This is a genomic window from Cellulomonas telluris (genome assembly GCF_004886325.1).
Taxonomy (GTDB): Bacteria; Actinomycetota; Actinomycetes; order Actinomycetales; family Cellulomonadaceae; genus Cellulomonas; species Cellulomonas telluris.
On record NZ_QXFN01000003.1, the window covers coordinates 94,371 to 118,466 of the forward strand.

The 24,096-nt window shown below is 75.8% G+C and carries 24 protein-coding genes; 20 read left to right on the forward strand and 4 right to left on the reverse strand.

Annotation, left to right across the window (positions count from 1 at the left end; genetic code table 11):
* The first annotated feature begins 98 nt into the window (after nucleotides 1–98).
* The 4 genes from FB586_RS09260 (at nucleotide 99) to FB586_RS09275 (ending at nucleotide 5,074) form a co-directional block, all read left to right on the forward strand.
* Nucleotides 99–1,112 carry a LacI family DNA-binding transcriptional regulator gene (locus tag FB586_RS09260; protein ID WP_136519069.1) on the forward strand — a complete coding sequence of 338 codons (1,014 nt, stop codon included), beginning with the start codon at nucleotides 99–101 and terminating at the stop codon, nucleotides 1,110–1,112.
* A 281-nt stretch (nucleotides 1,113–1,393) separates the two neighbouring features.
* Nucleotides 1,394–3,064: an ABC transporter substrate-binding protein gene (locus FB586_RS09265; protein ID WP_136519070.1), complete on the forward strand. Its 1,671-nt coding sequence runs from the start codon at nucleotides 1,394–1,396 to the stop codon at nucleotides 3,062–3,064.
* Nucleotides 3,065–3,131: 67 nt separating this feature from the next.
* Nucleotides 3,132–4,151, forward strand: a complete 1,020-nt coding sequence (locus FB586_RS09270; RefSeq protein WP_136519071.1) for an ABC transporter permease — start codon at nucleotides 3,132–3,134, stop codon at nucleotides 4,149–4,151.
* Nucleotides 4,145–5,074 carry a carbohydrate ABC transporter permease gene (locus tag FB586_RS09275; protein ID WP_370741059.1) on the forward strand — a complete coding sequence of 310 codons (930 nt, stop codon included), beginning with the start codon at nucleotides 4,145–4,147 and terminating at the stop codon, nucleotides 5,072–5,074. The genes FB586_RS09270 and FB586_RS09275 overlap by 7 nt, the downstream gene beginning before the upstream one ends.
* Before the next feature lie 37 nt (nucleotides 5,075–5,111).
* Here the strand turns inward: FB586_RS09275 and FB586_RS09280 are convergent, their stop codons facing one another.
* Nucleotides 5,112–6,563, reverse strand: coding sequence for an NAD-dependent malic enzyme (locus FB586_RS09280; RefSeq protein WP_136519072.1), 1,452 nt, complete (start codon nucleotides 6,561–6,563; stop codon nucleotides 5,112–5,114).
* A gap of 61 nt (nucleotides 6,564–6,624) precedes the next feature.
* Between FB586_RS09280 and FB586_RS09285 the strand changes: the two genes are divergently transcribed.
* The 5 genes from FB586_RS09285 to FB586_RS09305 are packed head-to-tail and all read left to right on the forward strand — an operon-like array spanning nucleotide 6,625 to nucleotide 9,335.
* Nucleotides 6,625–7,104 carry an NUDIX hydrolase gene (locus tag FB586_RS09285; RefSeq protein WP_136519073.1) on the forward strand — a complete coding sequence of 160 codons (480 nt, stop codon included), beginning with the start codon at nucleotides 6,625–6,627 and terminating at the stop codon, nucleotides 7,102–7,104.
* Nucleotides 7,101–7,952 carry a Fic family protein gene (locus FB586_RS09290; protein ID WP_136519074.1) on the forward strand — a complete coding sequence of 284 codons (852 nt, stop codon included), beginning with the start codon at nucleotides 7,101–7,103 and terminating at the stop codon, nucleotides 7,950–7,952. Before FB586_RS09285 ends, FB586_RS09290 begins: the two co-directional genes overlap by 4 nt.
* A gap of 52 nt (nucleotides 7,953–8,004) precedes the next feature.
* The gene (locus FB586_RS09295; RefSeq protein ID WP_136519075.1) at nucleotides 8,005–8,577 is read left to right on the forward strand and encodes a hypothetical protein; all 573 of its coding nucleotides are present in this window, start codon (nucleotides 8,005–8,007) and stop codon (nucleotides 8,575–8,577) included.
* On the forward strand, nucleotides 8,574–8,894 hold the full coding sequence (locus tag FB586_RS09300; protein WP_136519076.1) for a transcriptional regulator: 321 nt from the start codon (nucleotides 8,574–8,576) through the stop codon (nucleotides 8,892–8,894). The genes FB586_RS09295 and FB586_RS09300 overlap by 4 nt, the downstream gene beginning before the upstream one ends.
* Before the next feature lie 27 nt (nucleotides 8,895–8,921).
* A complete protein-coding gene (locus tag FB586_RS09305; protein WP_136519077.1) occupies nucleotides 8,922–9,335 on the forward strand; it encodes a hypothetical protein in 414 nt (137 codons plus the stop codon).
* Nucleotides 9,336–9,701: 366 nt separating this feature from the next.
* Here FB586_RS09305 and FB586_RS09310 read toward each other — a convergent pair whose 3' ends face one another.
* Nucleotides 9,702–10,487: an HAD family hydrolase gene (locus FB586_RS09310; protein ID WP_136519078.1), complete on the reverse strand. Its 786-nt coding sequence runs from the start codon at nucleotides 10,485–10,487 to the stop codon at nucleotides 9,702–9,704.
* 187 nt (nucleotides 10,488–10,674) lie between these two features.
* Between FB586_RS09310 and FB586_RS09315 the strand changes: the two genes are divergently transcribed.
* From FB586_RS09315 to FB586_RS09350, 8 genes are all read left to right on the forward strand, one after another.
* Nucleotides 10,675–11,385 (forward strand): CpaE-like family protein, encoded by a 711-nt coding sequence (locus FB586_RS09315; RefSeq protein ID WP_246036670.1) that lies wholly within the window; start codon nucleotides 10,675–10,677, stop codon nucleotides 11,383–11,385.
* 128 nt (nucleotides 11,386–11,513) lie between these two features.
* Nucleotides 11,514–12,743, forward strand: a complete 1,230-nt coding sequence (locus FB586_RS09320; protein WP_136519569.1) for a TadA family conjugal transfer-associated ATPase — start codon at nucleotides 11,514–11,516, stop codon at nucleotides 12,741–12,743.
* Nucleotides 12,740–13,456 (forward strand): type II secretion protein F, encoded by a 717-nt coding sequence (locus tag FB586_RS09325; protein WP_136519079.1) that lies wholly within the window; start codon nucleotides 12,740–12,742, stop codon nucleotides 13,454–13,456. Before FB586_RS09320 ends, FB586_RS09325 begins: the two co-directional genes overlap by 4 nt.
* Nucleotides 13,453–14,058, forward strand: coding sequence for a type II secretion system F family protein (locus FB586_RS09330; RefSeq protein WP_246036672.1), 606 nt, complete (start codon nucleotides 13,453–13,455; stop codon nucleotides 14,056–14,058). Before FB586_RS09325 ends, FB586_RS09330 begins: the two co-directional genes overlap by 4 nt.
* A gap of 154 nt (nucleotides 14,059–14,212) precedes the next feature.
* Nucleotides 14,213–14,536: a DUF4244 domain-containing protein gene (locus tag FB586_RS09335; protein WP_136519080.1), complete on the forward strand. Its 324-nt coding sequence runs from the start codon at nucleotides 14,213–14,215 to the stop codon at nucleotides 14,534–14,536.
* Nucleotides 14,533–14,994: a TadE family type IV pilus minor pilin gene (locus FB586_RS09340; protein ID WP_187697864.1), complete on the forward strand. Its 462-nt coding sequence runs from the start codon at nucleotides 14,533–14,535 to the stop codon at nucleotides 14,992–14,994. Before FB586_RS09335 ends, FB586_RS09340 begins: the two co-directional genes overlap by 4 nt.
* A gap of 113 nt (nucleotides 14,995–15,107) precedes the next feature.
* Nucleotides 15,108–15,473, forward strand: a complete 366-nt coding sequence (locus FB586_RS09345) for an Rv3654c family TadE-like protein (protein WP_168800518.1) — start codon at nucleotides 15,108–15,110, stop codon at nucleotides 15,471–15,473.
* Between the two features lie 219 nt (nucleotides 15,474–15,692).
* On the forward strand, nucleotides 15,693–16,328 hold the full coding sequence (locus FB586_RS09350; RefSeq protein WP_136519082.1) for a hypothetical protein: 636 nt from the start codon (nucleotides 15,693–15,695) through the stop codon (nucleotides 16,326–16,328).
* Nucleotides 16,329–16,422: 94 nt separating this feature from the next.
* Here FB586_RS09350 and FB586_RS09355 read toward each other — a convergent pair whose 3' ends face one another.
* The gene (locus FB586_RS09355) at nucleotides 16,423–19,014 is read right to left on the reverse strand and encodes a DEAD/DEAH box helicase (protein WP_136519083.1); all 2,592 of its coding nucleotides are present in this window, start codon (nucleotides 19,012–19,014) and stop codon (nucleotides 16,423–16,425) included.
* Nucleotides 19,015–19,120: 106 nt separating this feature from the next.
* On the opposite strand from FB586_RS09355, the gene FB586_RS09360 reads away from it, so the two are divergent.
* Both FB586_RS09360 and FB586_RS09365 read left to right on the forward strand, forming a co-directional pair.
* Nucleotides 19,121–19,903, forward strand: a complete 783-nt coding sequence (locus FB586_RS09360) for a LamB/YcsF family protein (protein ID WP_136519084.1) — start codon at nucleotides 19,121–19,123, stop codon at nucleotides 19,901–19,903.
* The gene (locus FB586_RS09365; RefSeq protein ID WP_222928338.1) at nucleotides 19,900–21,618 is read left to right on the forward strand and encodes a 5-oxoprolinase subunit B/C family protein; all 1,719 of its coding nucleotides are present in this window, start codon (nucleotides 19,900–19,902) and stop codon (nucleotides 21,616–21,618) included. The genes FB586_RS09360 and FB586_RS09365 overlap by 4 nt, the downstream gene beginning before the upstream one ends.
* Nucleotides 21,619–21,683: 65 nt before the next feature.
* On the opposite strand, the gene FB586_RS19415 is transcribed toward FB586_RS09365, so the two are convergent.
* Nucleotides 21,684–22,010 carry a hypothetical protein gene (locus FB586_RS19415; protein WP_168800519.1) on the reverse strand — a complete coding sequence of 109 codons (327 nt, stop codon included), beginning with the start codon at nucleotides 22,008–22,010 and terminating at the stop codon, nucleotides 21,684–21,686.
* 243 nt (nucleotides 22,011–22,253) lie between these two features.
* Between FB586_RS19415 and FB586_RS09370 the strand changes: the two genes are divergently transcribed.
* Nucleotides 22,254–24,095: a ribonucleoside triphosphate reductase gene (locus FB586_RS09370; RefSeq protein ID WP_222928339.1), complete on the forward strand. Its 1,842-nt coding sequence runs from the start codon at nucleotides 22,254–22,256 to the stop codon at nucleotides 24,093–24,095.
* Nucleotide 24,096 lies beyond the last annotated feature (1 nt).

Below are 24,096 nucleotides of genomic sequence, written 5' to 3' on the forward strand. Positions count from 1 at the left end.
GTGGGGCCCGCGGCGGCCCGGTGACGTGCGGGCCTGCCGGCGAGGCAGGAGGAGCAGCGGTGGGACCCTCGGTGGGCAGGGGCGGGCGCGTGGCGACGATGAGCGACGTCGCACGCCTCGCGGGCGTGTCGAAGATGACCGTCTCCAACGTCCTCAACGACCGCCCGCGGGTCGGGGACGAGACGCGTCGGCGCGTGCTCGCGGCCGTCGAGGAGCTGGGCTACGAGATCAACCTGACCGCGCGCCGGCTGCGTGCCGGCCGGGTCGACACCGTCGCGCTCATCGTGCCCCGGTTCGACCACGTGTACTTCGCCGAGCTCGCCGCGTGCTTCGCGGTCGAGATCGCCCGGCACGACCGCCACCTGGTCGTGGCGCAGTCGGGCGCCAGCAAGGAGGGCGAGCTCTCCGCGCTGTCGCAGGCGCGGCTGCGCCAGTACGACGCGGTCGTCCTCAGCGCGGTCGGCCTCACCTACGACGAGATGGACGCCCTGAGCCTGACGCAGCCGCTCCTGCTGCTGGGCGAGCACGACGTGCCGCCGCGGTTCGACCACATCGGGATCGCGAACGAGGAGGGGGCGCGGCTCGCGGTCGGCCACCTGCTCGACCGGGGCGCCCGGCGGGTGGCGGTGGTGGACGGGCACGCGCTCACCCGTGACGGGAGCGCACCGGGTGCGCCGGACGCGACGTCGGACCAGCGCATCGAGGGCTGGCGCACCGCCCACCGGGCGCGCGGGCTCGTACCCGACGAGCGCCTGCTGCTCGGCGACGCGCTGTACACGGCGGAGGGGGCGCGGCGCGTCGTGGCCCGCGCGATCGCGGAGGGCGCCGGCTTCGACGCGGTCTTCGCGGTCACGGACGAAATGGCCTACGGCGTCCTGGCCGCGCTGCACGACGCCGGGCTGCGGGTGCCGCACGACGTCGCGGTCGTGGGGTTCGACGCCCTGCGGGGCAGCGAGTTCACGGTGCCCGGGCTGTCGTCGGTGGACCCGGGGCGCGAGTGGGTCGCGCGGCAGGCCGTCGCGGTCCTCGAGCGCCGGCTGGCGGGGGACGACTCGGCGCCCGTGCGCCTGACGACGCCGGTGGAGCTGGTCGTGCGGGGCTCGAGCGCCTGAGGCGCCGCCGCAGGCCCGCGCCCCGCGCGCCGCGTCGCCCTGAGGGCGCGTCGCCCCAACGGGGCGTTGACCGCGGGGTGCCCGCCCGCATAGTGTCCCCGCCCATCGGCAGGTATATCGATATCGCACGAGGTCGTGTATCGATATAGCGTCGCCGCCGCACGTGCCGCTCCGGGGTCGAGGAGGACCCCGGACCACCGCCACGACGGCGTCGGCGTCCGGATCTGACGTGCACCACCCACCGGGCGACGTCCCGGACGGATCTCGACGAGGAGAGCCAGATGACACGTGTGGGCAACTACGGAGGGCGTCGGCCGCGGTCCACGCGTGCCGCCGCCGCGGTCGCGGCGGCGCTGGCGCTGTCGCTCGCCGCGTGCGGCTCCGGGGGCGGCGACGACGACGCCGCCGACGCGGGGACCACCGGCGCGATGGAGGACTACGCCGCCGGCGACCAGTTCAAGGCGACCGAGCCGGTCGAGTTCTCGATCCTGTGGACCGACTGGCCCGAGGTGACGGTCAAGGACTCGTGGGAGTTCTTCGACGTCCTCGAGGAGCGGACCAACGTCGACCTCAAGACGACGCACATCCCGCTCAGCGACCACCTCGAGAAGCGCAGCCTGCTCATCAGCGCCGGCGACGCGCCCGAGATCATCCCGCTCGTCTACACCGGCGAGGAGAAGCAGTTCGCCGCCTCCGGCTCCGTGGTGGCGCTGAGCAAGTACCTCGACCAGATGCCGCACTTCCAGAAGTACGTGGAGGAGTGGGACCTGCAGGAGATGGTCGACAACCTGCGCCAGGAGGACGGCGAGCTGTACATGCTCCCCGGCTTCCAGGAGGTGTCGGTGCCGATGTTCACGCTGCTCGTCCGCAAGGACAAGTTCGACGAGCTCGGCATCGAGATGCCGGACACGTGGGACGAGTACCGCGAGGCGTTCCTGAAGCTCAAGGCGGCGTACCCGGACTCCTACCCGCTGCAGGACGGGTTCCAGGGGCAGTCGCTGCTGAACTACGCCGCCCGCAGCTTCGGCACGCAGGCCGGCTGGGGCTTCGGCGACGGCATGCAGTGGGACGAGGACGCCGGCGAGCTCGAGTACGCCGCGACCTCCGACGAGTACAAGGAGATGGTCGAGTACTTCCACGGCCTCGTGAAGGACGGCCTGCTCCACCCCGACTCGTTCACGGTCCAGGACCAGGAGGCCGTCGAGCGTGTCGAGCGGCTCATCTCCGAGGGCAAGGCGTTCGCCGGCTCCGGCGCGAGCGGCACTGCCATCGAGTGGTCGCAGGCCCTCGACACGACCGTCGGCGCGGGCAACTACGAGGTCGTCCAGGTGCCGCCGCCCGCAGGCCCCGCCGGTGACCTCGTCGAGCCCCGCAACTTCTGGCACGGCTTCATGATCACCAAGGAGGCGGAGAGCAAGCCGCACTTCACGGCGCTCCTGCAGTTCCTCGACTGGCTGTACTACTCGCCGGAGGCGCGCGACATGCTCCGCTGGGGCGTCGAGGGCGAGACGTACACGAAGTCCGGCGACGAGTACACGCTGAACCCGGAGTACCGGCTCGACATCTTCAACCTCAACCCGGGCGCGCCCACCGACATCCAGAAGGACCTCGGCTGGAGCACCTTCCTCGCGGAGGCCACGGAGTCGCGGGCGCTGAAGGAGTCGTACGCGACCGACCAGGCCGTCGAGTACATCGACCAGGTGCTGTCCACGCGCACGCCGACCGACCCCAACCCGCCGGCCCCGCTCTCCGAGGCCGACCTGGAGCAGGCCGCGCTGCTCGGCACGCCGCTCAAGGACGCGGTCGACACCGCGACGCTGCGCTTCATCCTGGGCGAGCGGCCGCTGAGCGAGTGGGACGCGTACGTCGCCGAGCTCGAGGCCAAGGGTCTGCAGCAGTACGTGGACCTGTACAACACCGCGCGCGAGCGCTTCGCCGAGAACAACGGCTAGGACCTCGGGCCGTCCTGGTGGGCCGGGCCCCGGCCCGGCCCACCAGGGCCCGGTGAAGGAGAGCGCCATGAGATCCACCCGGGTCCTCGCACCCCCCGGCGGGGCGCGCGCCGAGGACGTCGTCGCCGACGACGTCCCGGCCCCGCCCGCCGCCCCCCGGCGCGGCCGCGCCGCACGCGGCCGGCCCGTGCCGTGGCGGGTCACGCTGCGGCGGGACTGGCCGCTGTACGCGCTGGCGGTCGCGCCCGTGCTGTTCCTGCTCGTGTTCCGCTACCTGCCCATGGCGGGCAACGCCATCGCGTTCCGCCGGTTCCGCCCGGGCGGCAGCATCTTCGGCGACGAGTTCGTCGGCCTGCGCTACATCCAGATGTTCATGAACGACCCGACCTTCTGGGCGGTGTTCACGAACACGATCGTCCTGGGCGGGCTGACCCTGCTCGTCTGCTTCCCGCTGCCGATCGTCCTGGCGCTCATGCTCAACGAGCTGCGCTCCCGGCGGTTCAAGCGGGTCGTGCAGTCCATCTCCTACCTGCCGCACTTCCTGTCCGTCGTCATCGTCGTCGGCATGCTCATGCAGCTGCTGTCGCTGCAGGGCACGGTCAACCAGCTCATCGAGGGCCTCGGCGGCGACGCCGTGCCGTTCCTGCAGCGGCCGGAGTGGTTCCGGGTCATCTACGTCGGCTCGGAGATGTGGCAGACGGTGGGCTGGGGGACGATCCTCTACCTCGCCGCCCTGACGACCGTGGACACGTCGCTCTACGAGGCGGCGCGCATCGACGGCGCGAACCGGTGGCAGCAGACCTGGCACGTCACCCTGCCGGGCATCCGGCCGACCATGGTCACGCTGCTCATCCTCAACGTCGGCACGTTCCTCAACGTCGGGTTCGAGAAGGTCCTGCTCCTGTACAACCCGCTGACGTACGAGACCGCGGACGTCATCTCGACGTACCTGTACCGGGTGGGCCTGGTGTCCAACAACCTGAGCTACGCCGCGGCGATCGGCCTGTTCCAGGCGGTGATCGGCCTGATCATGATCCTCACCGCCAACCTCATCTCCCGACGAGCGGTGGGAGCGAGCCTGTGGTGACCCAGATCACGGCGCCGGTGAAGACGCCGGACGCCCGCCCCGTGGGGGCCCGCGACTCGCGCGGGTACCGCGTCTTCACGTGGCTGAACGTCTCCGCGCTCGTCCTCGTGACGGGCGTCATGCTCTACCCGTTCCTCACGGTCGTCGCGCAGTCGTTCAGCAGCGAGGCGGCGATCCGGTCGGGGCAGGTGAGCTTCTGGCCGGTGGGCTTCAACCTCAACACCTACCGCGCCGTCGCCGAGAACCCGCTGTTCTGGGCCAACTACCGGAACACGGTCGTGTACACGGTCGTCGGCACGCTGATCGCGATGGCGCTGACCACGACGTACGCCTACGTGCTGTCCAAGCGGCACCTGCGCGGACGCGGCCTGCTCATCGGGTTCGCCGTGTTCACGATGTTCTTCAACGGCGGCATCATCCCCAACTACGTGCTCATCTCGTCGCTGGGGATGAAGAACACCCTGTGGGCCGTCGTCCTGCCCGGGGCGATCTCGATCTTCAACCTGCTGGTCATGAAGTCGTTCTTCGAGAACCTGCCGGGTGAGCTCGAGGAGGCCGCGCAGATCGACGGGCTCGGCTGGTTCGGCATCTTCGGGCGGATCGTCCTGCCGCTGTCGAAGGCGGTGATCGCGACGATGGTGCTGTTCTACTCGGTGCAGTACTGGAACGACTGGTTCACCGCGTTCCTCTACATCGACGAGCAGCAGCGCCAGCCCGTGACTCTGTTCCTGCGCAACCTCATCGCCGGGGCCTCGTCCGCGGCGTCGGAGGGGGCGGCCGCGCAGAGCGCCGCGACGCAGTCGATCTCGGTGAACATCCAGGCCGTCACGATGGTGCTGACCGTGCTGCCGATCCTGTGCGTCTACCCGTTCGTGCAGCGGTACTTCGTGTCCGGCGTGATGCTCGGCTCCGTCAAGGGCTGAGGCCCGGGGGAGGGGCGCCCGGTCGCCGCGGTGCGGGTCACCGTGCGACCGGGCGCACCTGCGCGATCTCGCCCGTGGTGGGCGCCGACTCGGCGGCGACGCCCTCGGTGCCGGCCGCCCGGCGCACGGCCGCCGCGACCACCGTCGTCACCTCCGGGTTGAACACGCTCGGCACGATGTACGTGGGGTTGAGCTCCTCCGGACGCACGACCGACGCGAGCGCCTCGGCCGCCGCGAGCAGCATCCCCTCGGTGATGGTGTGCGACTGCGCGTCGAGCAGGCCGCGGAACACGCCCGGGAACGCCAGCACGTTGTTGATCTGGTTCGCGAAGTCCGAGCGGCCCGTGCCGACGACCGCCGCGTGCTTGGCCGCCTCGTCCGGGTCGATCTCGGGGCGCGGGTTGGCGAGCGCGAACACGATCGAGTCCGGCGCCATGAGCGCGACGTCGTCGCCGGTGATGACGTCCGGCGCGGAGACGCCGACGAAGACGTCGGCCCCCACGACGGCGTCGTGCACCGTGCCGGTCACGCCGCGGGGGTTCGTGTGCTCGGCCGTCCACCGCAGGGACGGGGTCAGTCCGGGCCGGTCGACGTGCACGACCCCGTCGATGTCCGTCACCACGACGTCGCGGACGCCCGCGGCGAGCAGGAGCTTGAGCACCGCCGTGCCGGCCGCGCCCGCGCCGGACATGACCACCCGCACGTCCTCCATGCGCTTGCCGACCACCGTGAGCGCGTTGCGCAGCGCCGCGACCACGACGATCGCCGTGCCGTGCTGGTCGTCGTGGAACACCGGGATGTCCAGGGCCTCGCGCAGGCGGCGCTCGACCTCGAAGCACCGCGGCGCGGAGATGTCCTCGAGGTTGATGCCCGCGAACGCCGGCGCGATGGCCCGGACCGTGCGGACGATCTCGTCCACGTCCGTGGTGTCCAGGCAGATCGGGAACGCGTCGATGTCCGCGAACCGCTTGAACAGCACCGCCTTGCCCTCCATGACCGGCAGCGCCGCGAGCGGGCCGATGTCGCCCAGGCCCAGCACCGCCGTGCCGTCCGTGACGACGGCGATCGTGTTCCGCTTGATCGTCAGGCGGCGCGCGTCCTCGGGGCGCTCGGCGATCGCCTGCGACACGCGCGCGACGCCCGGCGTGTAGGCCATCGACAGGTCGTCGCGGTTGCGCAGCGGCACCTTCGACTCGATCGAGAGCTTCCCGCCGAGGTGCATGAGGAACGTGCGGTCCGAGACGCGCTTGACCGTGACGCCCTCGAGCGCCTCGAGGGCCGCCACGACGTCGGCCGCGTGCTCGGTGTCGCGGGTCGCGCACGTGACGTCCACCGTCATCGCCTCGTGGAAGGACGCCGTGACGTCGAGGGCCGTGACGATGCCCCCGGCCCGCTCGATGGCGGTGGTGAGGTCGGAGACCGCCGTCGGGCTGGCCTGCACCTCCAGCCGCGCGGTGATGGACGACGACACGGAGGGTGCGGTGACCATGGCGCCATTGTGTCCCCGCGCACCGGGTCCGGCCGGTCGGCCGCCTGCGTAGCATCGGCGGGTGCCCACGCCTCCCTTCGTCCTGGCCCTGCGCGAGCACGTGGGGCACGCCCTGCTGTGGCTGCCCGGCGTGACCGCGGTCGTCCTGCGCGAGCACCAGGGCCGCGAGCAGGTGCTGCTCGTGCGGCGGGCGGACAGCGGCGCCTGGACCCCGGTGACGGGCATCGTCGACCCCGGCGAGGAGCCGGCCGTCGCCGCCGCGCGCGAGGTGCTCGAGGAGGCCGACGTCGTCGCGGTGCCCGAGCGCCTGGCCCGCGTCGGCGTCGTCGGCCCCGTCACCTACGAGAACGGCGACCGCTCCACCTACCTCGACCTCACGTTCCGGTTCCGCTGGGTCTCGGGCGAGCCGTCCCCCGCGGACGGGGAGAACACCGACGCCGCCTGGTACGACCTCGACGCCCTGCCGCCGCTGTCGCCCGACATGGCGGAGCGGCTGGCCGCCGGGCTGGAGCCGCGCGGCGAGGCGACGTTCGTCGCGTGAGCGACCCGCTGGCGGCGCTCGCCGCCGTGCCCGCCGTCGCCGAGGCGGTGGAGGCCGCGCGGACCGCGTGCGAGCGCCTGCGCTGGCACGAGGCGTTCCGGCGGCGGTGGCGCGAGGTGCGGGCCGAGAGCGGGCTGCGCGCCGCGGCGGCGTCGGCCGCGCTCGACGGAGCCCCCGTGGGCGTCGACGTGCTGCGCGCGTGGGCGACCGGCGGCGGAGCGCCCGGGGGCGGGCCGGACTCGGTCGCCGCCGGCGCGCTGCGCGCGCAGGCGGTGCTCGAGGCGGCGCTGCCGGCGCTCGGCGGACGCGGCGGCGGGGCGTCCGTGCCCCTGCCGCAGCTCGTCGCGCGGGTGCACGCGGCCGCGGCCGCGGGCCTGCTGCCCGACGCGGAGCTGGGACGGCCGCGGGCCGGGGACGCCCACGACCTGCGCGGGCTGGGCGCCGCGCCGCCCGCGGACGAGGCAGCCGCGCGGCTGGCGGCCCTCGCGGACGTCGTGCGAGGGACGGCGGCACCGGGCCTCGTCGTGGTGGCGGTCGTGCACGCCGAGCTGCTCGTGGTGCGGCCCTTCGCCGCTGCGAACGGGGTCACCGCGCGCGCCGTCGCGCGGTACCTGACGGCGACCACCGGCCTGGACCCGACCGGCGCGGTCCTGCCCGAACCCGGCTGGCAGGCGGCCCCGGCGCCCTACCTCGCCGGGGCGGCGCGCTACGCCACCGGGACGCCCGAGGGGGTCGCCGCCTGGCTCGTCGCGTCCGCCCACGCCGTCCGGGCGGGGGCCGACGCGGCGCGGGAGGTGGCCGACCAGGTGCTCGCGGGACGGCTGGGCGGGCCGGAACCTCGCGGGTGAGGTCCGTGGACGGCCGTTGACGGCGGTCACTCTGCCCGGCAGAGTGACCGCCGTGGTCACCGTCCCCGAGTACGTCGACGCGCTGCGGCGCCGGCAGCGCGCCGCGCGGCACACCGGCTCGCTCGTCCTCGCCGTGCACGCGGTCGCGGTCGCGGTCCTCGCGGTCGCGCAGGTCGACTGGGGCCTCGCCTCGTGGCGGTGGCAGAACCTGGTGCCGGTCGTCGTGTACGTCGTGCTGTGGGCGGTCGTGCGCGTGCGGGAGCGGGTCACCGGCATGGGCGGCGGCCGCGACGGCTTCGGCGTGATGGCCGCGTTCGCGCTCGCGCTCGCCCTGCTGCCCTTCGGGTACCTGCTCCTCCTCCTGGCCGGGCCGGGCGTCGTCCTCGGCCTCGGGCTCGTCGTCGTCGGCGTGCGGCAGCGGTCCGCGCTGCTGTGGGGGCACGGCCTCGTGCTGGCCGCCGTCTCACCCCTCGCGCGGCTCGGGACGCTCGACAACCACGCGTGGTTCCTCGGGCCGCACGCCGGCGCGACCGGCCTGGGCCTCGTCGCGCTCGCCCTCGTCGTCGCCGCGGCCCGGGCGCTCGCCGCCGAGCGGGCCGTCCTGGCGGGCGCGCCCGCACCGTGAGCGCGACCCACCGCCACCCGCTCGCCGACCTCGACGAGACCGTCCACCAGCGGGCGCGCCTGGGCATCCTCGCGGTGCTCGCGGAGCACGAGGAGGCGGACTTCACGCACCTGCGGCGGACGCTCGGGCTCACCGACGGCAACCTCGGCCGGCACCTCGAGGTGCTGGTCGAGGCCGGGCACGTCGAGCTCCGCAAGGGCTCGGACGGGCGCCGGCCCCGCACCTGGGCCCGCATCACCCCGCAGGGGACGCGCGCCCTCACCGCCGAGGTCGAGCTCCTGCGCCACCTGCTCCGCCTCGACCCGCCCACCCCCTGACCCTCCGTCGTCCCGGGAAGGACCACCGTGACCCGTCGTCCCCGCACCCTGACCGTCGTCGCCGGGTCGCTCGTCGCCCTCGCGCTCGGCTACCACGCCCTCAACCTCTGGGCGATGGGGCCCCACCAGGTGGCGGCGTCGTTCAGCGCCCAGGAGGTCGGGACCGCGCCCGAGGCGCAGCGCCGGGCGCTCGCGGACGGCGTCGTGACGCTCGCCGAGATGGAGGCCGCGTACGAGGCCGAGCGTGCCTGCCTGCGGGACGCCGGGTACACCCCGGGGCCGGTCGGGGCCGACGGGCCCGGGACCGGCTTCGTCGTCGAGGTCGACCACACGGACGAGGTCGACCCGGAGGCAGCCGACCGGGAGTTCCAGCGCGTGCACCGCGAGTGCGGGGAGGAGCACTCCGCGCTCGTGGGGCGGGCGTACGCCTGGGACCACTGAGCGGGGGACGGCTGCGGGGCCCGACCGGGGCCGGGCCCGGACACGGACGACGGCGCCCGCTCGGGGCGCCGTCGCCGACGTCGCGACCGGGGTGATCAGGCGTGCTGCCACAAGAGGTGCGCTCCGGGACCAGCCCGGTCGCCCTGCCGAAAGTAGGCGTCCTGCGCGTGGGTGCCCTCGGTCGTTCTGTTGTCGTCCCGGTCTACACCCGGTCGCGCCGGGCGGCAACGGCGCCTCACGTCCGTGCTGGTCGCCGTGGAGACGTGTCCGGATGCTGGGAACGGCGGCCGAGGAGTGACCCCGGTCGTCCGGGAGACCTCCTGCCTGCTCGCGGGCCGCGGGGCCGCGGGCCCGTCCGGGCGCTGGTCAGGCGGACGACGGGCCGCGGCGGCGCCGCAGGACGAGCAGGGCGACGAGCGCCAGGGCGGCGGCGGCCACGACCGCCGCGGTGACGCGCGCGTGGCGGTGCAGCCGGCTCAGGCGCACCGTGCGTCGGAACGTCAGCACGCCCCAGCCCCGCTCGGCGGCGAGGCGCCGCAGCGCACGGTCCGGGTTCACCGCGAACGCCTGCCCGACGGCAGCGAGCATGGGGGCGTCGGTGACGGAGTCGGAGTACGCGTAGCACGCGGCCAGGTCGTACCCGCGCTCGCGGGCGAGGTCGCGCACCGCGCTCGCCTTGTTCTCGCCGTACGCGTAGAACTCGACGTCGCCCGTGTACCGGCCGTCCGCGACCGCCATGCGCGTCGCGACGACGGCGTCCGCGCCGAGCATCTGCGCGATCGGCTCCACCACCTCCGCGCCCGAGGCCGAGACGACCACGACGTCCCGTCCGGCGGCGTGGTGCTCCGCGATGAGCTCGACGGCCTCCGCGTAGACGGTCGGGTCGATCGACTCGTGCAGCGTCTCGCGCACGACGGACGAGACGGTCGCGACGTCCCAGCCCGTGACGGTCCGCGCGAGCTGCGCACGCAGCCGCTCGGTCGCCGCCTCGTCGGCGCTGCCCAGCAGGTAGGCGAGCTGGGCGTACGCGGACGCCACGACACGGCGGCGCGTCAGCAGCCCCTCGGCGAGGAAGCCGCGCGAGAAGGCGGTCGCCGACGACGTCGCGATGATCGTCTTGTCGAGGTCGAAGAACGCGGCGGCACGGACCACCCGCGTGAGGCTAGCGGGAAGCACCGACGGCCGTCGTGGGCGCCAGCCGGTGCGTGGGCCGACCCGACCACAGCCCCGACGGGACGCGGGGCGTCCACCGTGGGCCGCGCCCGGCCCGGTCGCGGACGCCGCCGGCGTCCAGCCTGACCTGCGAGGCGCCGCCGGGCGCCGGGGCGGAGGCGGTGGCGTGACGCAGGTGCGACGGGCGGCGGTGGTGGGTGTCGTGGGGGCGGCCGGGGGCGTGGGTGCCTCGACGTTCGCGGCGCTGCTCGCACGGCGCACGTCGCGGACGACGTCGACCGTGCTCGTCGACCTCGTGCGTGGTGGCGGCGGTCTCGACGTCGTGCTCGGGATCGAGGAGACGTCCGGCGCGCGGTGGCCCGACCTGCGCGGCGCGGGCGGGGACGTGCACGGCGAGGACGTCGTCGGTCTGCTGCCGCGCTGGGGCGCGTGCGCCGTGCTCTCGGCCGACCGGGAGCGGCCCGACCCGGTGGACGCGGGCGTGCGCGTCGACGTCCTGCACGCCCTGTCCTGCACGGTGGGCGCCCTCGTGCTCGACCTGGACCGCGGCGACGTCGTCGACGGGCACGCGCCCCTGCCCGCCTGCGACGCCGTCGTGGTCGTGGCGCGGGCCGACCTGCGGTGCGTCGCGGGCGTCCTCGCGCTCGCCCCCCGGCTCGCTGCCGCGGGCACGGGGTGCGGCGTGGTCGTGCTGGGGCGGCCGCCGGGCGGTCTGTCCGCCGCCGACGTGGCGTCCGCGACGGGTGTGCCCGTGTGGGCCGCCGCCCGCCGCGACCGGGCCCTCGCGGCGCGCGCCGAACGCGCGGGGCCCGGCGGGCGAGGGCCCGCCGCGGGGGCCGCGCACGCGGTCGTCCGACGGCTCGGGCTGACGGCGTGAGCGGCGACCGTGGTGCCGCGGCGGACGCCGTGGTCGTCCGCCGGCCCGTCGAGGCGCCCGGTGACGCGCCGTCGCGGCGTCCTGTGCCGCCGGCGGTCGTCGCCGCCGTGCGCGAGGCCCTGCGGTCGATGCCGGCGCGTCCCGACGACCTCACCCCGGTGGTGGACCGTGCCCTGCGTGCGCACGGCACGCTGCTCGGTCCCGTCCCCCTGGCGCAGGCCGTGCGGGCGGTCGCGGACGAGCTGGTCGGCGCCGGGCCGCTGCAGCGGTGGCTCGACGCACCGGGCGTCACCGACGTGCTCGTCAACGGCCCGGCGGACGTCTGGGTCGAGCAGGCCGGCCGGTTGCGGCGGGTCGACCTCGACCTCGGCGGGCCCGACCAGGTGCGCGCGCTCGCCGTCCGGCTCGCCGCCGCGGCCGGCCGGCGCCTCGACGACGCGGCACCCACCGTCGACGCGCGCCTGCCCGACGGCACCCGTCTGCACGCCGTCCTGCCGCCCCTGGCCGACGGGTGCACCGTCCTGAGCCTGCGGGTCGTGCGGCCCCGCGCGCTGACGCTGCACGACCTGGTGGCGTCGGGGTCGGTGGCGCCCGTACTCGCGCCGGTGCTGGTCGCCCTGGTCGGCCGGCGGGCGAACGTGCTGGTGTCCGGGCCCACCGGCGCCGGCAAGACGACCCTGCTCGCGGCGCTGCTCTCGCTCGTGCCGCACGACCAGCGCATCGTGCTCGTCGAGGAGTCCGGCGAGATGGTGCCGGACCACCCGCACGTCGTCCGGCTCACCGCACGCCGCCCGAACGTCGACGGCGCCGGCGGCGTCGGCCTGGCCGACCTGGTGCGCGAGGCGCTGCGGATGCGCCCCGACCGCCTCGTGCTGGGGGAGTGCCGCGGTGCGGAGGTGCGGGAGGTGCTGGCGGCGCTGAACACCGGCCACGAGGGCGGGTGCGCGACGTTGCACGCCAACGCGGCCCGCGACGTGCCGGCGCGGCTCGAGGCGATGGCCGCGCTCGCGGGCCTCGACCGGGCGGCACTCGCGGCGCAGGCGGTCAGCGCGATCGACGCGGTGCTGCACGTGCGCCGCGGCCGGGACGGCGCGAGCCGGCGCCTGGCGGAGGTCGGGGTCGTCGGGCGCGGGCACGACGGGTCCCTCGCGGTGACCACGGCCCTGCACGTGGACGAGGACGGGGAGGTGCGGACCGGGCACGGGTGGCCGCGGCTCGCCGCGCGGCTGGAGCTGCACCGGCGCGGCCAGGAGGACGCGGTGCCCTCCGGCTCCGTGCCGGGGCCGGGGCCGGGGCCGGGGCCGGAGCTGCAGGGTGCGGACGCGGCTACGGGCACGGGCGACGGCGACCGGACGTGACGGTGCTCGTGGGGGCCCTCGTGGCGCTCGCCGTGCTGGCCGCCGCGGGTCCGGCCGGCCGGCCCGTGCCGCCTCCCGCGTCGACGGGACGACGTCGGGGGCGAGGTGGGACGGGGGCAGGGCCGACCGCCGCGGCAGCGCCGGCCACCGGCCGCCGTCCCGCGTCGGACGGCGGCGACCTCGGCGCGCTGCTCCTCGCGGTCGCCGCCCGGCTCCGTGCCGGCGCCGGGCAGGGCGAGGCGTGGCGGGCCGTGCTCGGCACCGCGGCGGACGCGGCCGCGCCCTCGGCGGCGGCCCTCCTGGCCGCGACCGAGCCCCGTGCCGACCGCCTGCGGCCGCGGAGGCGGCGCGACGACGCCCGCCGGGCTCGGGCGCACGCCGTGGTGGTGGGCACCCGGACCGCGGCCGAGCTGGGCGCGCCGCTGGCCGAGGTGCTCGACGACCTCGCCGCCGCTGTCGCGGCGGACGCCGAGCACGAGGGGGAGGTGAGCGCCGCGCTCGCGGGGCCGCGCGCGACCTCCCGCGTCCTGGTGCTCCTGCCGGTGCTCGGCCTGCTGGTCGGCGAGGCCCTCGGTGCCCGACCCTGGCACGTGCTGACGTCGGGCGGGGTGGGCACCGCGTGCGGGGTCCTCGGCGTGCTCCTGGTGCTGGCCGGACGCGCGTGGGTGGCGGCGCTGCTCCGGCGCGCCGCGGCGACCGGCGGCGGGCGGTGAGCGGCCAGGCGGTGCCGGCAGGTGTGCTCGTCGCTGCTGCCGTGGTCCTCGGCACCGCCCCGTGGTGGTCGCTCGCGCGCCTGCGCTCGTCCGGGCGCGCCGCCCGGTCCGGTGGCGTCCGCACGGTGCGGCGGGGGCGGCGCACGGTCGAGGCCCCGGAGCCGACCGTCCCGCCCACCACCGACGCGGCGTTCCTCCTCGACCTGTGCGGGGCCGCCGTCGCAGCCGGGGCGGCGCTGCCCCGCACGCTCGTCGTCGTCGGGCGGCACCTCGGCGGGCCCGACGGGGACGCCCTCGTCCGCGCCGGTGCCACGCTCGAGCTGGGCGGTGCATGGGACCTGGCGTGGGCAGGGGCCCCGCCCGGCGCCGCCGTCGTGGGTGACGCCCTCGCGACCGCCTGGCAGGCCGGTGCGTCGCCCGGGCCGCAGCTGCGCGCGGCGTCCGACCGGCTGCGGCGGGAGCGGCGGGCACGGGTGCGAGCGGCGGCGGGCGCCCTGTCGGTGCAGCTCACGCTGCCGCTCGGTGCCTGCTTCCTCCCCGCGTTCGTCCTGCTCGGGCTGGTCCCCGTGGTGCTCGGGCTGGCGCACGGGCTCGGCTGGTGACGGCGGTCGCCAGCCGACCACAGCCCCGCGTCGGCCGTGCGACGGCCACCGCGGGACGGGAGCGACCGCTGCGGGACGACCCGTTCCCACGACGCTCGAGCAGCGGGCCCGTCCGGGTCCCGCGCCGCGAACGCGGCCGACGGAAGGAGCAGGGATGACAGGGACGGAGGGCGCCGGGACGACCGGCGCGACGGGCGGGACCACGGCGGTCACGGACGCGGACGCGGCGGGGGCCGTCCGCCCGGCGGGCGGCGACCTGGAGGGGGGCGACCTGGAGGTGGCGGGTTCGGCCGGGGCGGTCGCCGCGGGAGGCGCGCGGCTCCGCGCGCTCGCCGGGGACGCCGGCATGGCGACGGCCGAGTACGCGATCGCCACCCTGGCGGCGGTGGGCTTCGCCGGTCTGCTCGTCGTGATCCTCAAGGGCAACGAGGTGAAGGGCCTGCTGACGGGCATCGTGCGTCAGGCGCTCGGCGGATGACCGGCGGGCGCCGCGGCGGTCCGGAGGGGCGCGCGCGGCCGTCCGGCGACCGCGGTGCCGTCACCGCCGAGCTGGCGATCGGGATGGTGGCCGTGGCCGTGGTGCTCGTGGCGGTCCTCGCCACGGGCGCCGCGGCGCTCGCCCAGCTGCGCTGCCTCGACGCGGCGCGCACCGCCGCTCGGGTCGCCGCCATCGGCGAGCCGGACGGCGCCGCGGTCGCGGCGGCGCGGGACGCACTCGGTGGGCGGGCGGCGGACGTGCGCGTCGGGAGGTCCGGGGGTTGGGTGACCGTGAGGGTCAGCGCACCGGTCGTGGGCTGGGCGGGTCTGGGCGGGCTGCGGGCCGAGGCGTCGGCGACGTCGTGGGCGGAGCCGGGCACGGCCCGGGCGGTCGGCGCGCCGTCCGATGTCGCGCGGGACAGGGGCGTGGACGGCGCCGCCGGCGGGGGGAGCGCGTGACGACGCGGGACGGGACGACGCGGGACGGGACGACGCGGGACGGGACGACGCGGGACGGGACGATGCGGGACGGGACGAGGTTGGACGGGACGACCGGCGGCGGGGGAGGCCGGTTGGGCGGCGACCGCGGCTCAGGCTCGGTGCTGCTGCTCGCGGTCGTCTCCGCGGCCGTCGCGCTCGCCGCGGCCGTGGGGGCCGTCGGTGCCGCGCACGTGGCCGCTGCCCGCGCGTCCGCCGCCGCCGACCTCGCCGCGCTCGCGGGCGCGCAGCGAGCGCTCGGCGGAGGTGACGCGTGCGGTGCCGCCGGCGAGGCCGCGCGGCGCAACCGAGCAGTCCTGGTGCGCTGCCTGGCCGGTCCGGGCGGCACCATGACCGTGCGGGTGCGCGTCCCCGCGGCCCTGGGTGGGGCGACGGACGTGGCCCGTGCGGGCCCGGCCGCGGCCCAAAACGCAGGGCCGGCGCGGCGCGCGGCGCCGTGACCTGCGGAATTATGCCGGCCACGGCGAGGGCATCAGCACCCCGGACCAAGCGGTTGTGCTCCTCGCCGACGGCCGGAGAGTGTGGGAGTGATGATGCGACTTGGCACGTACCAGAGCATCGCTCTACGCCAAGGTTCTCTTTTCCCTAGTGGAAACGAGCGCCTCACCGCCGCGCGGGGGATGAGTCGCGCGTCTTCGGAGGGACTACCCTCCCTAGCCATGACCTTGTGGGTGAGTCGGGCCAGTGGCGAAGGGGCGACGTTTCTCGATCTGGATCCGGCGGTGATCACGCTCGTCGGCAAGATCGCTATCCTTGGCACGCAGTTAGAAGACCAGATTTATAAGATCTGCGATGCGCTCGCGCTAGATGACTGTCGTGCGGTGAGCGCGACGGCGGCGGCGGATCGCTTCAAGAAGAAGGCGAGGCAGGAGGACGGCTTGCCGCCTTGGGCGCGAGTCGAGAGCTCCGCCGTTGTAGCCTGCTGCTCGGTCGTGAAATCGGCGCTGGACGAGCGCAATAACGTGATCCATGCGACCTACTTCAACAGGTTGAAGGAAGGCGTGTGGGAGCCAAGCTCCACGCGTACCAGCGGCCTCGGACCTATGCGGCCGATCGACCCCGTCCGCTATCAGCGCATCTGCGATTCGTTGCTGGTTGCAAGTAGACAGGCTACAGACGTGTGGTTCGCCCTTCTCCCGCTCCTCGCCCCTCAGATCTACGACCTGAGATTCGGCCCGCATGCTGGTGAGGTGTTGATTCTGCGAGAAGATGGCAAGTGGGCTGCGAAGCCAAGTGACGCAGAGTTAACTAAATTGCGCGCGCAGATTGAGATGGCCTACCCGCCTAGAGTTTGACCGCCAGCATCACCGTGCCGGTTACTTCGACGGCTGGCGCTGTACGGATCGGAGCGGTGGTGCGCGTACCCGTATCGACCGTCCGCGCCAATGCCTAGCGGGAGAGCCGGAACGGCGCCGGTGCGTGCGCGAGCACCGCGTCGAGCAGCCGCAGCGCGGCCGCCTTGTCGAGCGGCTCGTTGCCGTTGCCGCACTTGGGCGACTGCACGCAGGCGGGGCAGCCCGTCCCGCACGGGCACGAGGCGATCGTGTCCCGCGTCGCGCGCAGCCACGTCGCGCCGAGCTCGAAGCCCCGCTCGGCGAAGCCGGCGCCGCCGGGGTGACCGTCGTGGACGAACACGGTCGCCGTGCCGGTGTCGGCGTGCACCACGGTGGAGAACCCGCCGAGGTCCCAGCGGTCGCACGTCGCGAGCAGCGGCAGCAGCCCGATCGACGCGTGCTCGGCGGCGTGCAGCGCGCCCGGGGCCGTCTCGAGGGTGACCCCGGCCCGTGCGAGCACCTCGGGCGGTGCGGTCCACCAGACCGCCGCGGTGCGCAGCGTGCGCGGCGGCAGGTCCAGCTCGTGGGTGGACAGCACCTGCAGGTCAGGCAGCCGCTTGCGCTGGTAGCCCAGCACCTGCGTCGTCACGTCCACCTGCCCCAAGCTCCACGTGAGCGGGCCCCAGGCGACCTCGCGCTCGACCTCGACGATCTCGGTGGACGTCACCCAGCGGGCCCACGTGCCGTGGTCCACGTCGCGCCGCGTCGCGAGCGCGACGCCGTCCTCGAGGTGCAGCTCGTCCACGACGTACGTCGCGCCAAGGTGCACGTACACCGCGCCGGGATGGACCGTGGCGTCCGCCGACGCCGCGTCGACGGTGCCCAGCAGACGGCCCGTGTCCAGCTCGACGACGCGCACGGGCTGCCCGCCGGCGCCGCGCAGGTCCGTCATCCGGCTCGCCGGCTCGGCGTGCGTCCAGTACCAGCCCGAGGGCCGGCGGCGCAGGATGCCGCGCTCGGTCAGCTCGGTGAGCAGATCGCCGGCGCGGGGGCCGAACAGGTCCAGCTCGTCGGCGCGCAGCGGCTGCTCCGCCGCTGCGGCGCACAGGTGCGGCGCGAGCACGTACGGGTTCTGCGGGTCGAAGACCGTCGCCTCGACGGGCGCGTCGAGCGCGGCCTCCGGGTGGTGCACGAGGTAGGTGTCGAGCGGGTCCTCCCGAGCCACGAGCACCACCAGGCCCTCGGCCCCGGCCCGGCCGGCGCGCCCGGCCTGCTGCCACAGGGACACGCGGGTGCCGGGCCAGCCGGCGATGAGCACCGCATCCAGGCCGGAGATGTCGACGCCCAGCTCGAGCGCGTTCGTCGTGGCGAGCGCCCGCAGGTGACCGGACCGGATCGCCTGCTCCAGCGCACGGCGCTCCTCCGGCAGGTAGCCCCCGCGGTAGGAGGACACCAGCGACGGCAGGGTCGGGTCGACCTCCGCGAGGTGGGCGCGCGTCGTCGTCGCGACCGACTCGGCGCCGCGGCGCGACCGGGTGAACGCCAGCGTGCGCGCGCCGGCGGTGACCAGGTCGGCGAGCAGCTCGGCCACCTCGGCCGTCGCCGTGCGGCGCGGCCGGTCCTGCGGCACCGCGACGAGCTGCTCCCCGGTGCCCAGGGGGCCGCGGCCCTCCGGAGCGGACGCGCCGGCGGAGGACGCAACCGCGACGCTCCCGGGGCCGTCCGTGGCCGGCAGCGGGTCGTCGCCGTCGCCGTCCGCGTCCTCCTCCCGCGGCACGTCGGTCGCGGGCACGGTCAGGACGGTCGCCCAGGGGTCGTCCTCCGGCAGGAGCGCCGCCCACGGGCCGTCCCCGCCGGGCAGCTCCGGGGGCTGCCACAGGACGACGGTCTTGCGCCCGGCCGGCGAGGCGTCGGCCGTCACGGCGTGGACGTCGGCGGGGTCGACGCCGATCAGCCGGGCCGCGCTCGCGGCCGGGTCCGCCGTCGTCGCCGAGGCGAGCACCACGACGGGCGAGGCGCCGTACGCGGCCGCCAGCCGGCGCAGCCGGCGCAGCACCAGGCCGACGTGCGCGCCGAAGACGCCGCGGAACGCGTGGCACTCGTCCACGACCACGTACGCCAGCGAGGACAGCACCCGGGACCACGTCCGGTGCTGGGGCAGGAGCGCGAAGTGCAGGAAGTCCGGGTTCGTCAGCACGACGTCGGCGTGCTCGCGGACCCAGCGGCGCTCGTCGCGGCCCGTGTCGCCGTCGCAGGTGGCGACGCGCACGTCCCGCGTCCCCGCGGCGTCGAGCAGCCGCACGAGCCCGGCGAGCTGGTCCGCGGCCAGGGCCTTCGTCGGGCTGAGGTAGAGCACGGTCGGGCGGCGACGGGCCGACTCGATCCGGCCGGGGTCGAGCACGGCGTCGGCGGCGCCGGCACGGACGGCGGTCAGGGCCGGGAGCCAGAAGGCGAGGGACTTGCCGGAGCCGGTCGACGTCGCGAGGACCGTGTGGTGCCCGCCCCGCACCGCCTCGGCCGCCTCGACCTGGTGCTCCCACGGCCGGTCCACGCCGAGGGCCCGGTAGCCGCGCACCAGGTCGCCGTCCGCCCAGTCGGGCCAGTCCGCCCGGCGGCCCTCGCGGGGCGGCAGGTCCCGCACGTGGGTCGCCCGGTCCGCCCGCCGACCCGCGGCGAGCAGCACGTCGAGCAGCTCGCCGGGACCCACGTCCCCATCCTCCCACCCGCGCGCGCCGCACCCGGGGGCCGCGTCGGTGCGGGAGGGGTGCCGCCGGACGGGCGCGGGTGCCGACCGGCGGGTGCAGGATCGTCCCGTGAGCGTGATCGACCTCAACGCGGACCTCGGCGAGGGCGACGGGCCGTGGCGGCTGGAGCCGGCGTGCGACGACGCCCTGCTCGACCTCGTCTCGAGCGCGAACGTGGCGACCGGGTACCACGGCGGCGACGCCCTGACGATGGCGCGCACCTGCGCCGCCGCGGCCGCCCGGGGCGTGGCGGTCGGCGCCCACCCGTCCTACGACGACCGCGCGGGGTTCGGCCGCCGTCGCCTCGACGTCCCGCGGGACGTGCTGCGCGCGCAGCTCGTGCACCAGGTCGGTGGGCTCGTCGCGGTGGCGCGGTCCGTGGGGGCGCGGGTGACGCACGTGAAGCCGCACGGCGCCCTGTACAACGCGGTGGTGCACGACGAGGAGCAGGCGCGCGCGGTCGTCGAGGCGGTCGCGGCCCTCGACCCCGCGCTCGTGCTGCTCGGGCTGCCGGGGTCGCAGGTGCTGCGCCTGGCGGCCGACGCCGGTCTGCGCACGGCCACCGAGGCGTTCGTCGACCGCGGGTACGCCCCGGACGGCACGCTCGTGGCGCGCGGTCTGCCGGGCGCCCTCGTGACCGATTCCCGGGAGGCGGCCGAGCGCGCCGTGCGGATGGCGACCGAGGGCGCGGTCGTCGCGGTCGACGGTCGCACCGTGCCCGTGGCGGCCGACTCGCTCTGCCTGCACTCGGACACCCCGGGCGCCGTGCCGATCGCCGGCGCCGTGCGCGCCGCGCTCGCGGCCGCCGGCGTCGAGGTACGCCCGTTCGTCACGACGATCGCGCCGGCGTGACCGACGGCGCGACGGCGGACGGTGCCCGCCTGCTGCCCTACGGCGACGACGCCGTCCTCGTCGAGCTCGACGAGCCCGGTGCCGTCCGGGCCGTCGACGCCGCGCTGCGGGCGGCACGTCCGCCCGGCGTGGTGGACGTCGTGCCGGCCGCCCGGACGGTCCTGGTGCGTGGCGCGGCCCGCACCCGGTCGCGCTGGGCGGCGCAGGTGCGCGAGAGGGTCCGCGCGGCGGTCCGGGACGCCGACGAGGGTGGCCTTCCCGCGCCCGTCCGTACCGTCGAGGTACCCGTCGTGTACGACGGCCAGGACCTGGCGGAGGTGGCCGCGCTCACGCGGCGGTCGGCCGACGAGGTGGTCGCCCGCCACCTCGCGGGTGGGCCCCAGGGGTACCGGGTGGCCTTCGGCGGCTTCATGCCGGGCTTCGCGTACGTCGTCGGGCTGGACCCCGTCCTGCACGTGCCGCGCCGCGCGTCCCCGCGCACCCGTGTCCCGGCGGGCGCGGTGGCCGTGGCGGGCGAGTACACCGCGGTCTACCCCGCGGCCACGCCGGGTGGCTGGCGGCTGCTCGGCACGACGACGGTGCGCATGTTCGACCCCGACCGCGGACGCGACGGCGCCGCCCTGCTCACGCCCGGCGACGCGGTCCGCTTCGTGCGGGCCGCCCCGTCGCCCGTCCTCGCCGCCGCCCGCACCGCCCGTGCCGAGTCCCTCGACCCGCGCCCGGCGGGGGCTGCCGAGCCGGTGGCACCCGCCCCCGCGGCCGCCGGTGCGGGCCGCGAGCCGGCACCCGTCGCCTCGCCCGCGCCGGACGCGGCACCGCACCGCGGGCTGACCGTGCTCACCCCGGGGCCGCTCACGCTCGTGCAGGACGGCGGCCGTGCCGGCCTGGCGGACGTCGGCGTCCCCCGCAGCGGAGCAGCGGACCCGGACGCCGCCCGCCGCGCGAACCGGCTCGTGGGCAACGCACCGGACGCCCCGCTGCTCGAGGTGGTGCTCGGCGGGCTCGTGCTGGCCTTCGGCGCCACGACCGCGATCGCGCTCACCGGCGCCCGCGCGCCGGCGCGGCTCGACGGCGCCCCGGTCGCGCACGGGACGGCGGTCCGGGTGCCCGCCGGTGCGGCGCTCGTGCTCGACGCACCCGCGCGGGGGCTGCGCACGTGGGTCGCGGTGCGCGGCGGCGTGGACGTGCCCCCGGTGCTCGGCTCGTGCGCGCACGACCAGCTGTCGGGTCTGGGGCCCGCGCCGCTGCGTCCCGGGGACGTCCTCGCGTACGGCACCGCGTTCGACGGACTTCCCGATCCCGGCGACGCGGGCGACGCCGCGGACGCGGGCGCAGCCGCGCCTCCGGCCGGGCCCTCCGTCGTCGACCTGCCGGTGGTCGACGGCCCCCGGCTCGGTCGGCTCGACGAGCCCGGGCGGTCCGCGCTGTGGCAGACCGTGTGGACGGTCACGCCCGCGAGCAACCGGGTGGCGGTGCGCCTCGACGGTCCGCCGCTCACGCGCGGCGACGACACCGAGCTCGCCTCCGAGGGGGTGGTCGCCGGTGCGGTGCAGGTGCCCCACGACGGCCGTCCCGTGCTGTTCGGCCCGGACCACCCGGTGACCGGCGGCTACCCGGTCGTCGCCGTGCTCACCGGCGAGGGACGTGCCCGCGTCGCACAGCTGCGCCCGGGCGACCGCGTCCGGCTCGTGCGGGTGCCGTCGCCGGTGGTCTGAGCGCCCCGCGTCGCCCGCGCCCGCGCGTCCGCGCCCGCGCCCGTGTCAGCCGCGCGTCGCCCCCGTCAGCCCCGCCCGTCCTCGCCCGCGGCCGCATCCGCCCCGCCCCTCGGGCCGGGTGCGAGCGCGGGCTCCTCGTCCGCCTCGGCGGGTGCCAGCGCGCGCACGACGAACGCCCCGACCACGAGCCCCGCGCCCACGAGCCGTGCGATCTGCGGCACCCACGTGAGCGCGGCCGAGACCGCGTAGTGCGTCCAGGCCTCGGCGGGCGACTGCGCGTCGCCGAGCATGTCCTGCATCAGGAGGGACAGGGCGAGCTCGACGACGAGCGACGCGACCAGGAGGACCACGCCGGCGACGACCAGCGTGCGGGGGGACAGGCGTGGTGGCACGGGGACTCCCTCGGTCCGGGCCGACGCCGCCGTCGGCTGCCGCAGAGGCTACGCGCGGGCCCCGCGCCGCGTGGCCGGTTCGCGGCGTCCTGCCCCCGCCGGTGCGGGACGAACGTCCCGGAACAGGGGGCCGGGCGACCCGGAAGTCTGGAACATGTGGGCACCGCCCGCGCGTCGCGCCCCTACATGTTGTGGTCGTCGCGCTCTTCTGGTGCTTCCGACCCGACGTCCCGAGGAGCAGCCATGACCCGCCCCGACCAGCCCGCCGAGGCCCCCGAGCACCCCGTCGTGGAGGTGGGCCCGTCCGTCGACGAGTACCTCGACCGCAGCGACTGGCGCGTCAACGCGAACGCCAACCAGGGGTACTCGCTGGGCGGTCTGATCCTCAACACCGCCGGCAAGGTGATCGCGAACTACTGGCTCAGCCACGTCTACCCCCGGGCCGTCGGCCAGGCGCACCGGGACGGCGACCTGCACGTCCACGATCTCGACATGCTGTCCGGCTACTGCGCGGGCTGGTCGCTGCGCCGGCTGCTGGAGGAGGGGCTCAACGGCGTGCCGGGCACGGTCGAGGCGCGCCCGCCCAGGCACTTCAGCGCCGCGATCGGCCAGGTCGTCAACTTCCTCGGCACGATGCAGAACGAGTGGGCCGGAGCGCAGGCGTTCAGCGGGTTCGACACGTACCTCGCGCCGTACGTCCGGCTCGACGGGCTGACGTACCGCGAGGTGCGCCAGGGCGTCCAGGAGCTCGTCCACAACCTCAACGTGCCGTCGCGCTGGGGCACGCAGACGCCGTTCACGAACCTCACGTTCGACTGGGTCTGCCCGGACGACCTCAAGGACCAGGTGCCGCTGGTGGCGGGCGAGCCGTGCGACTTCACCTACGGGGACCTGCAGCCGGAGATGGACGTGCTCAACCGGGCGTACATGGAGGTGATGACGGAGGGCGACGCCTCGGGGCGCGTCTTCACGTTCCCCATCCCGACGTACAACATCACGCCGGAGTTCGACTGGGACTCGCCCAACGCGGACCTGCTGTTCACGATGACGGCGAGGTACGGGCTGCCGTACTTCCAGAACTTCCTCAACTCCGAGATGAAGCCGGGCGACGTGCGCTCGATGTGCTGCCGCCTCCAGCTGGACCTGCGCGAGCTGCTCAAGCGCGGCAACGGCCTGTTCGGGTCGGGCGAGCAGACGGGGTCCGTCGGGGTGGTCACCGTCAACTGCGCGCGCCTGGGGTACCGGTTCGCGGGGGACGAGGCCGCCCTGCTCGCCGAGCTCGACCGGCTCCTCGACCTCGCCCGCACGTCGCTGGAGCTCAAGCGCGAGAAGGTCCAGACCCTCATGGACGAGGGCCTGTTCCCGTACACGCGCCGCTACCTGGGCACGCTGGACGGCCACTTCTCGACGATCGGCGTCAACGGCGTCAACGAGATGGTCCGCAACTTCACGCACGACGCGTTCGACATCACCGACCCGCGCGGTCACGCGATGGCGCTGCGCCTGCTGGACCACGTCCGGGCGCGGATGGTCGAGTTCCAGGAGGAGACGGGCCACCTGTACAACCTCGAGGCGACCCCAGCGGAGGGCACGACCTACCGGTTCGCCAAGGAGGACCGCGCGCGGTTCCCCGGCATCCTGCAGGCCGGCACCGACGACCACCCGTACTACACGAACTCCTCGCAGCTGCCCGTCGGGTTCACGGACGACCCGTTCGAGGCCCTGGAGCGGCAGGACGAGCTGCAGACCCGGTACACGGGCGGCACGGTCCTGCACCTGTACATGGCGGAGCGCCTGTCCAGCCCGCAGGCGTGCAAGGAGCTGGTCCGCCGCGCGCTCGGCACGTTCCGCCTGCCGTACCTCACGGTGACGCCGACGTTCTCGATCTGCCCGCGGCACGGCTACCTGGCGGGGGAGCACCCCGAGTGCCCCACCTGCGCGGAGGACGACGTCGTGACGGTGTGCGAGGTGTGGACGCGGGTCATGGGCTACCACCGCCCCGTCAGCTCGTTCAACGTCGGCAAGCAGGGCGAGCACGCCGAGCGCGTGCCGTTCCGGGAGCCGGCCGGGGCGGGGGCACGGTGAC

Bases quoted from the DNA above. Each gene is read 5' to 3' on its own strand.
- FB586_RS09260 (WP_136519069.1), top strand. From the start codon at position 99: ATGAGCGACGTCGCACGCCTCGCGGGCGTGTCGAAGATGACCGTCTCC.
- FB586_RS09265 (WP_136519070.1), top strand. From the start codon at position 1,394: ATGACACGTGTGGGCAACTACGGAGGGCGTCGGCCGCGGTCCACGCGT.
- FB586_RS09270 (WP_136519071.1), top strand. From the start codon at position 3,132: ATGAGATCCACCCGGGTCCTCGCACCCCCCGGCGGGGCGCGCGCCGAG.
- FB586_RS09280 (WP_136519072.1), bottom strand. From the start codon at position 6,563: ATGGTCACCGCACCCTCCGTGTCGTCGTCCATCACCGCGCGGCTGGAG.
- FB586_RS09320 (WP_136519569.1), top strand. From the start codon at position 11,514: ATGCCGGCGCGTCCCGACGACCTCACCCCGGTGGTGGACCGTGCCCTG.
- FB586_RS09335 (WP_136519080.1), top strand. From the start codon at position 14,213: ATGACAGGGACGGAGGGCGCCGGGACGACCGGCGCGACGGGCGGGACC.
- FB586_RS09340 (WP_187697864.1), top strand. From the start codon at position 14,533: ATGACCGGCGGGCGCCGCGGCGGTCCGGAGGGGCGCGCGCGGCCGTCC.
- FB586_RS09350 (WP_136519082.1), top strand. From the start codon at position 15,693: ATGACCTTGTGGGTGAGTCGGGCCAGTGGCGAAGGGGCGACGTTTCTC.
- FB586_RS09370 (WP_222928339.1), top strand. From the start codon at position 22,254: ATGACCCGCCCCGACCAGCCCGCCGAGGCCCCCGAGCACCCCGTCGTG.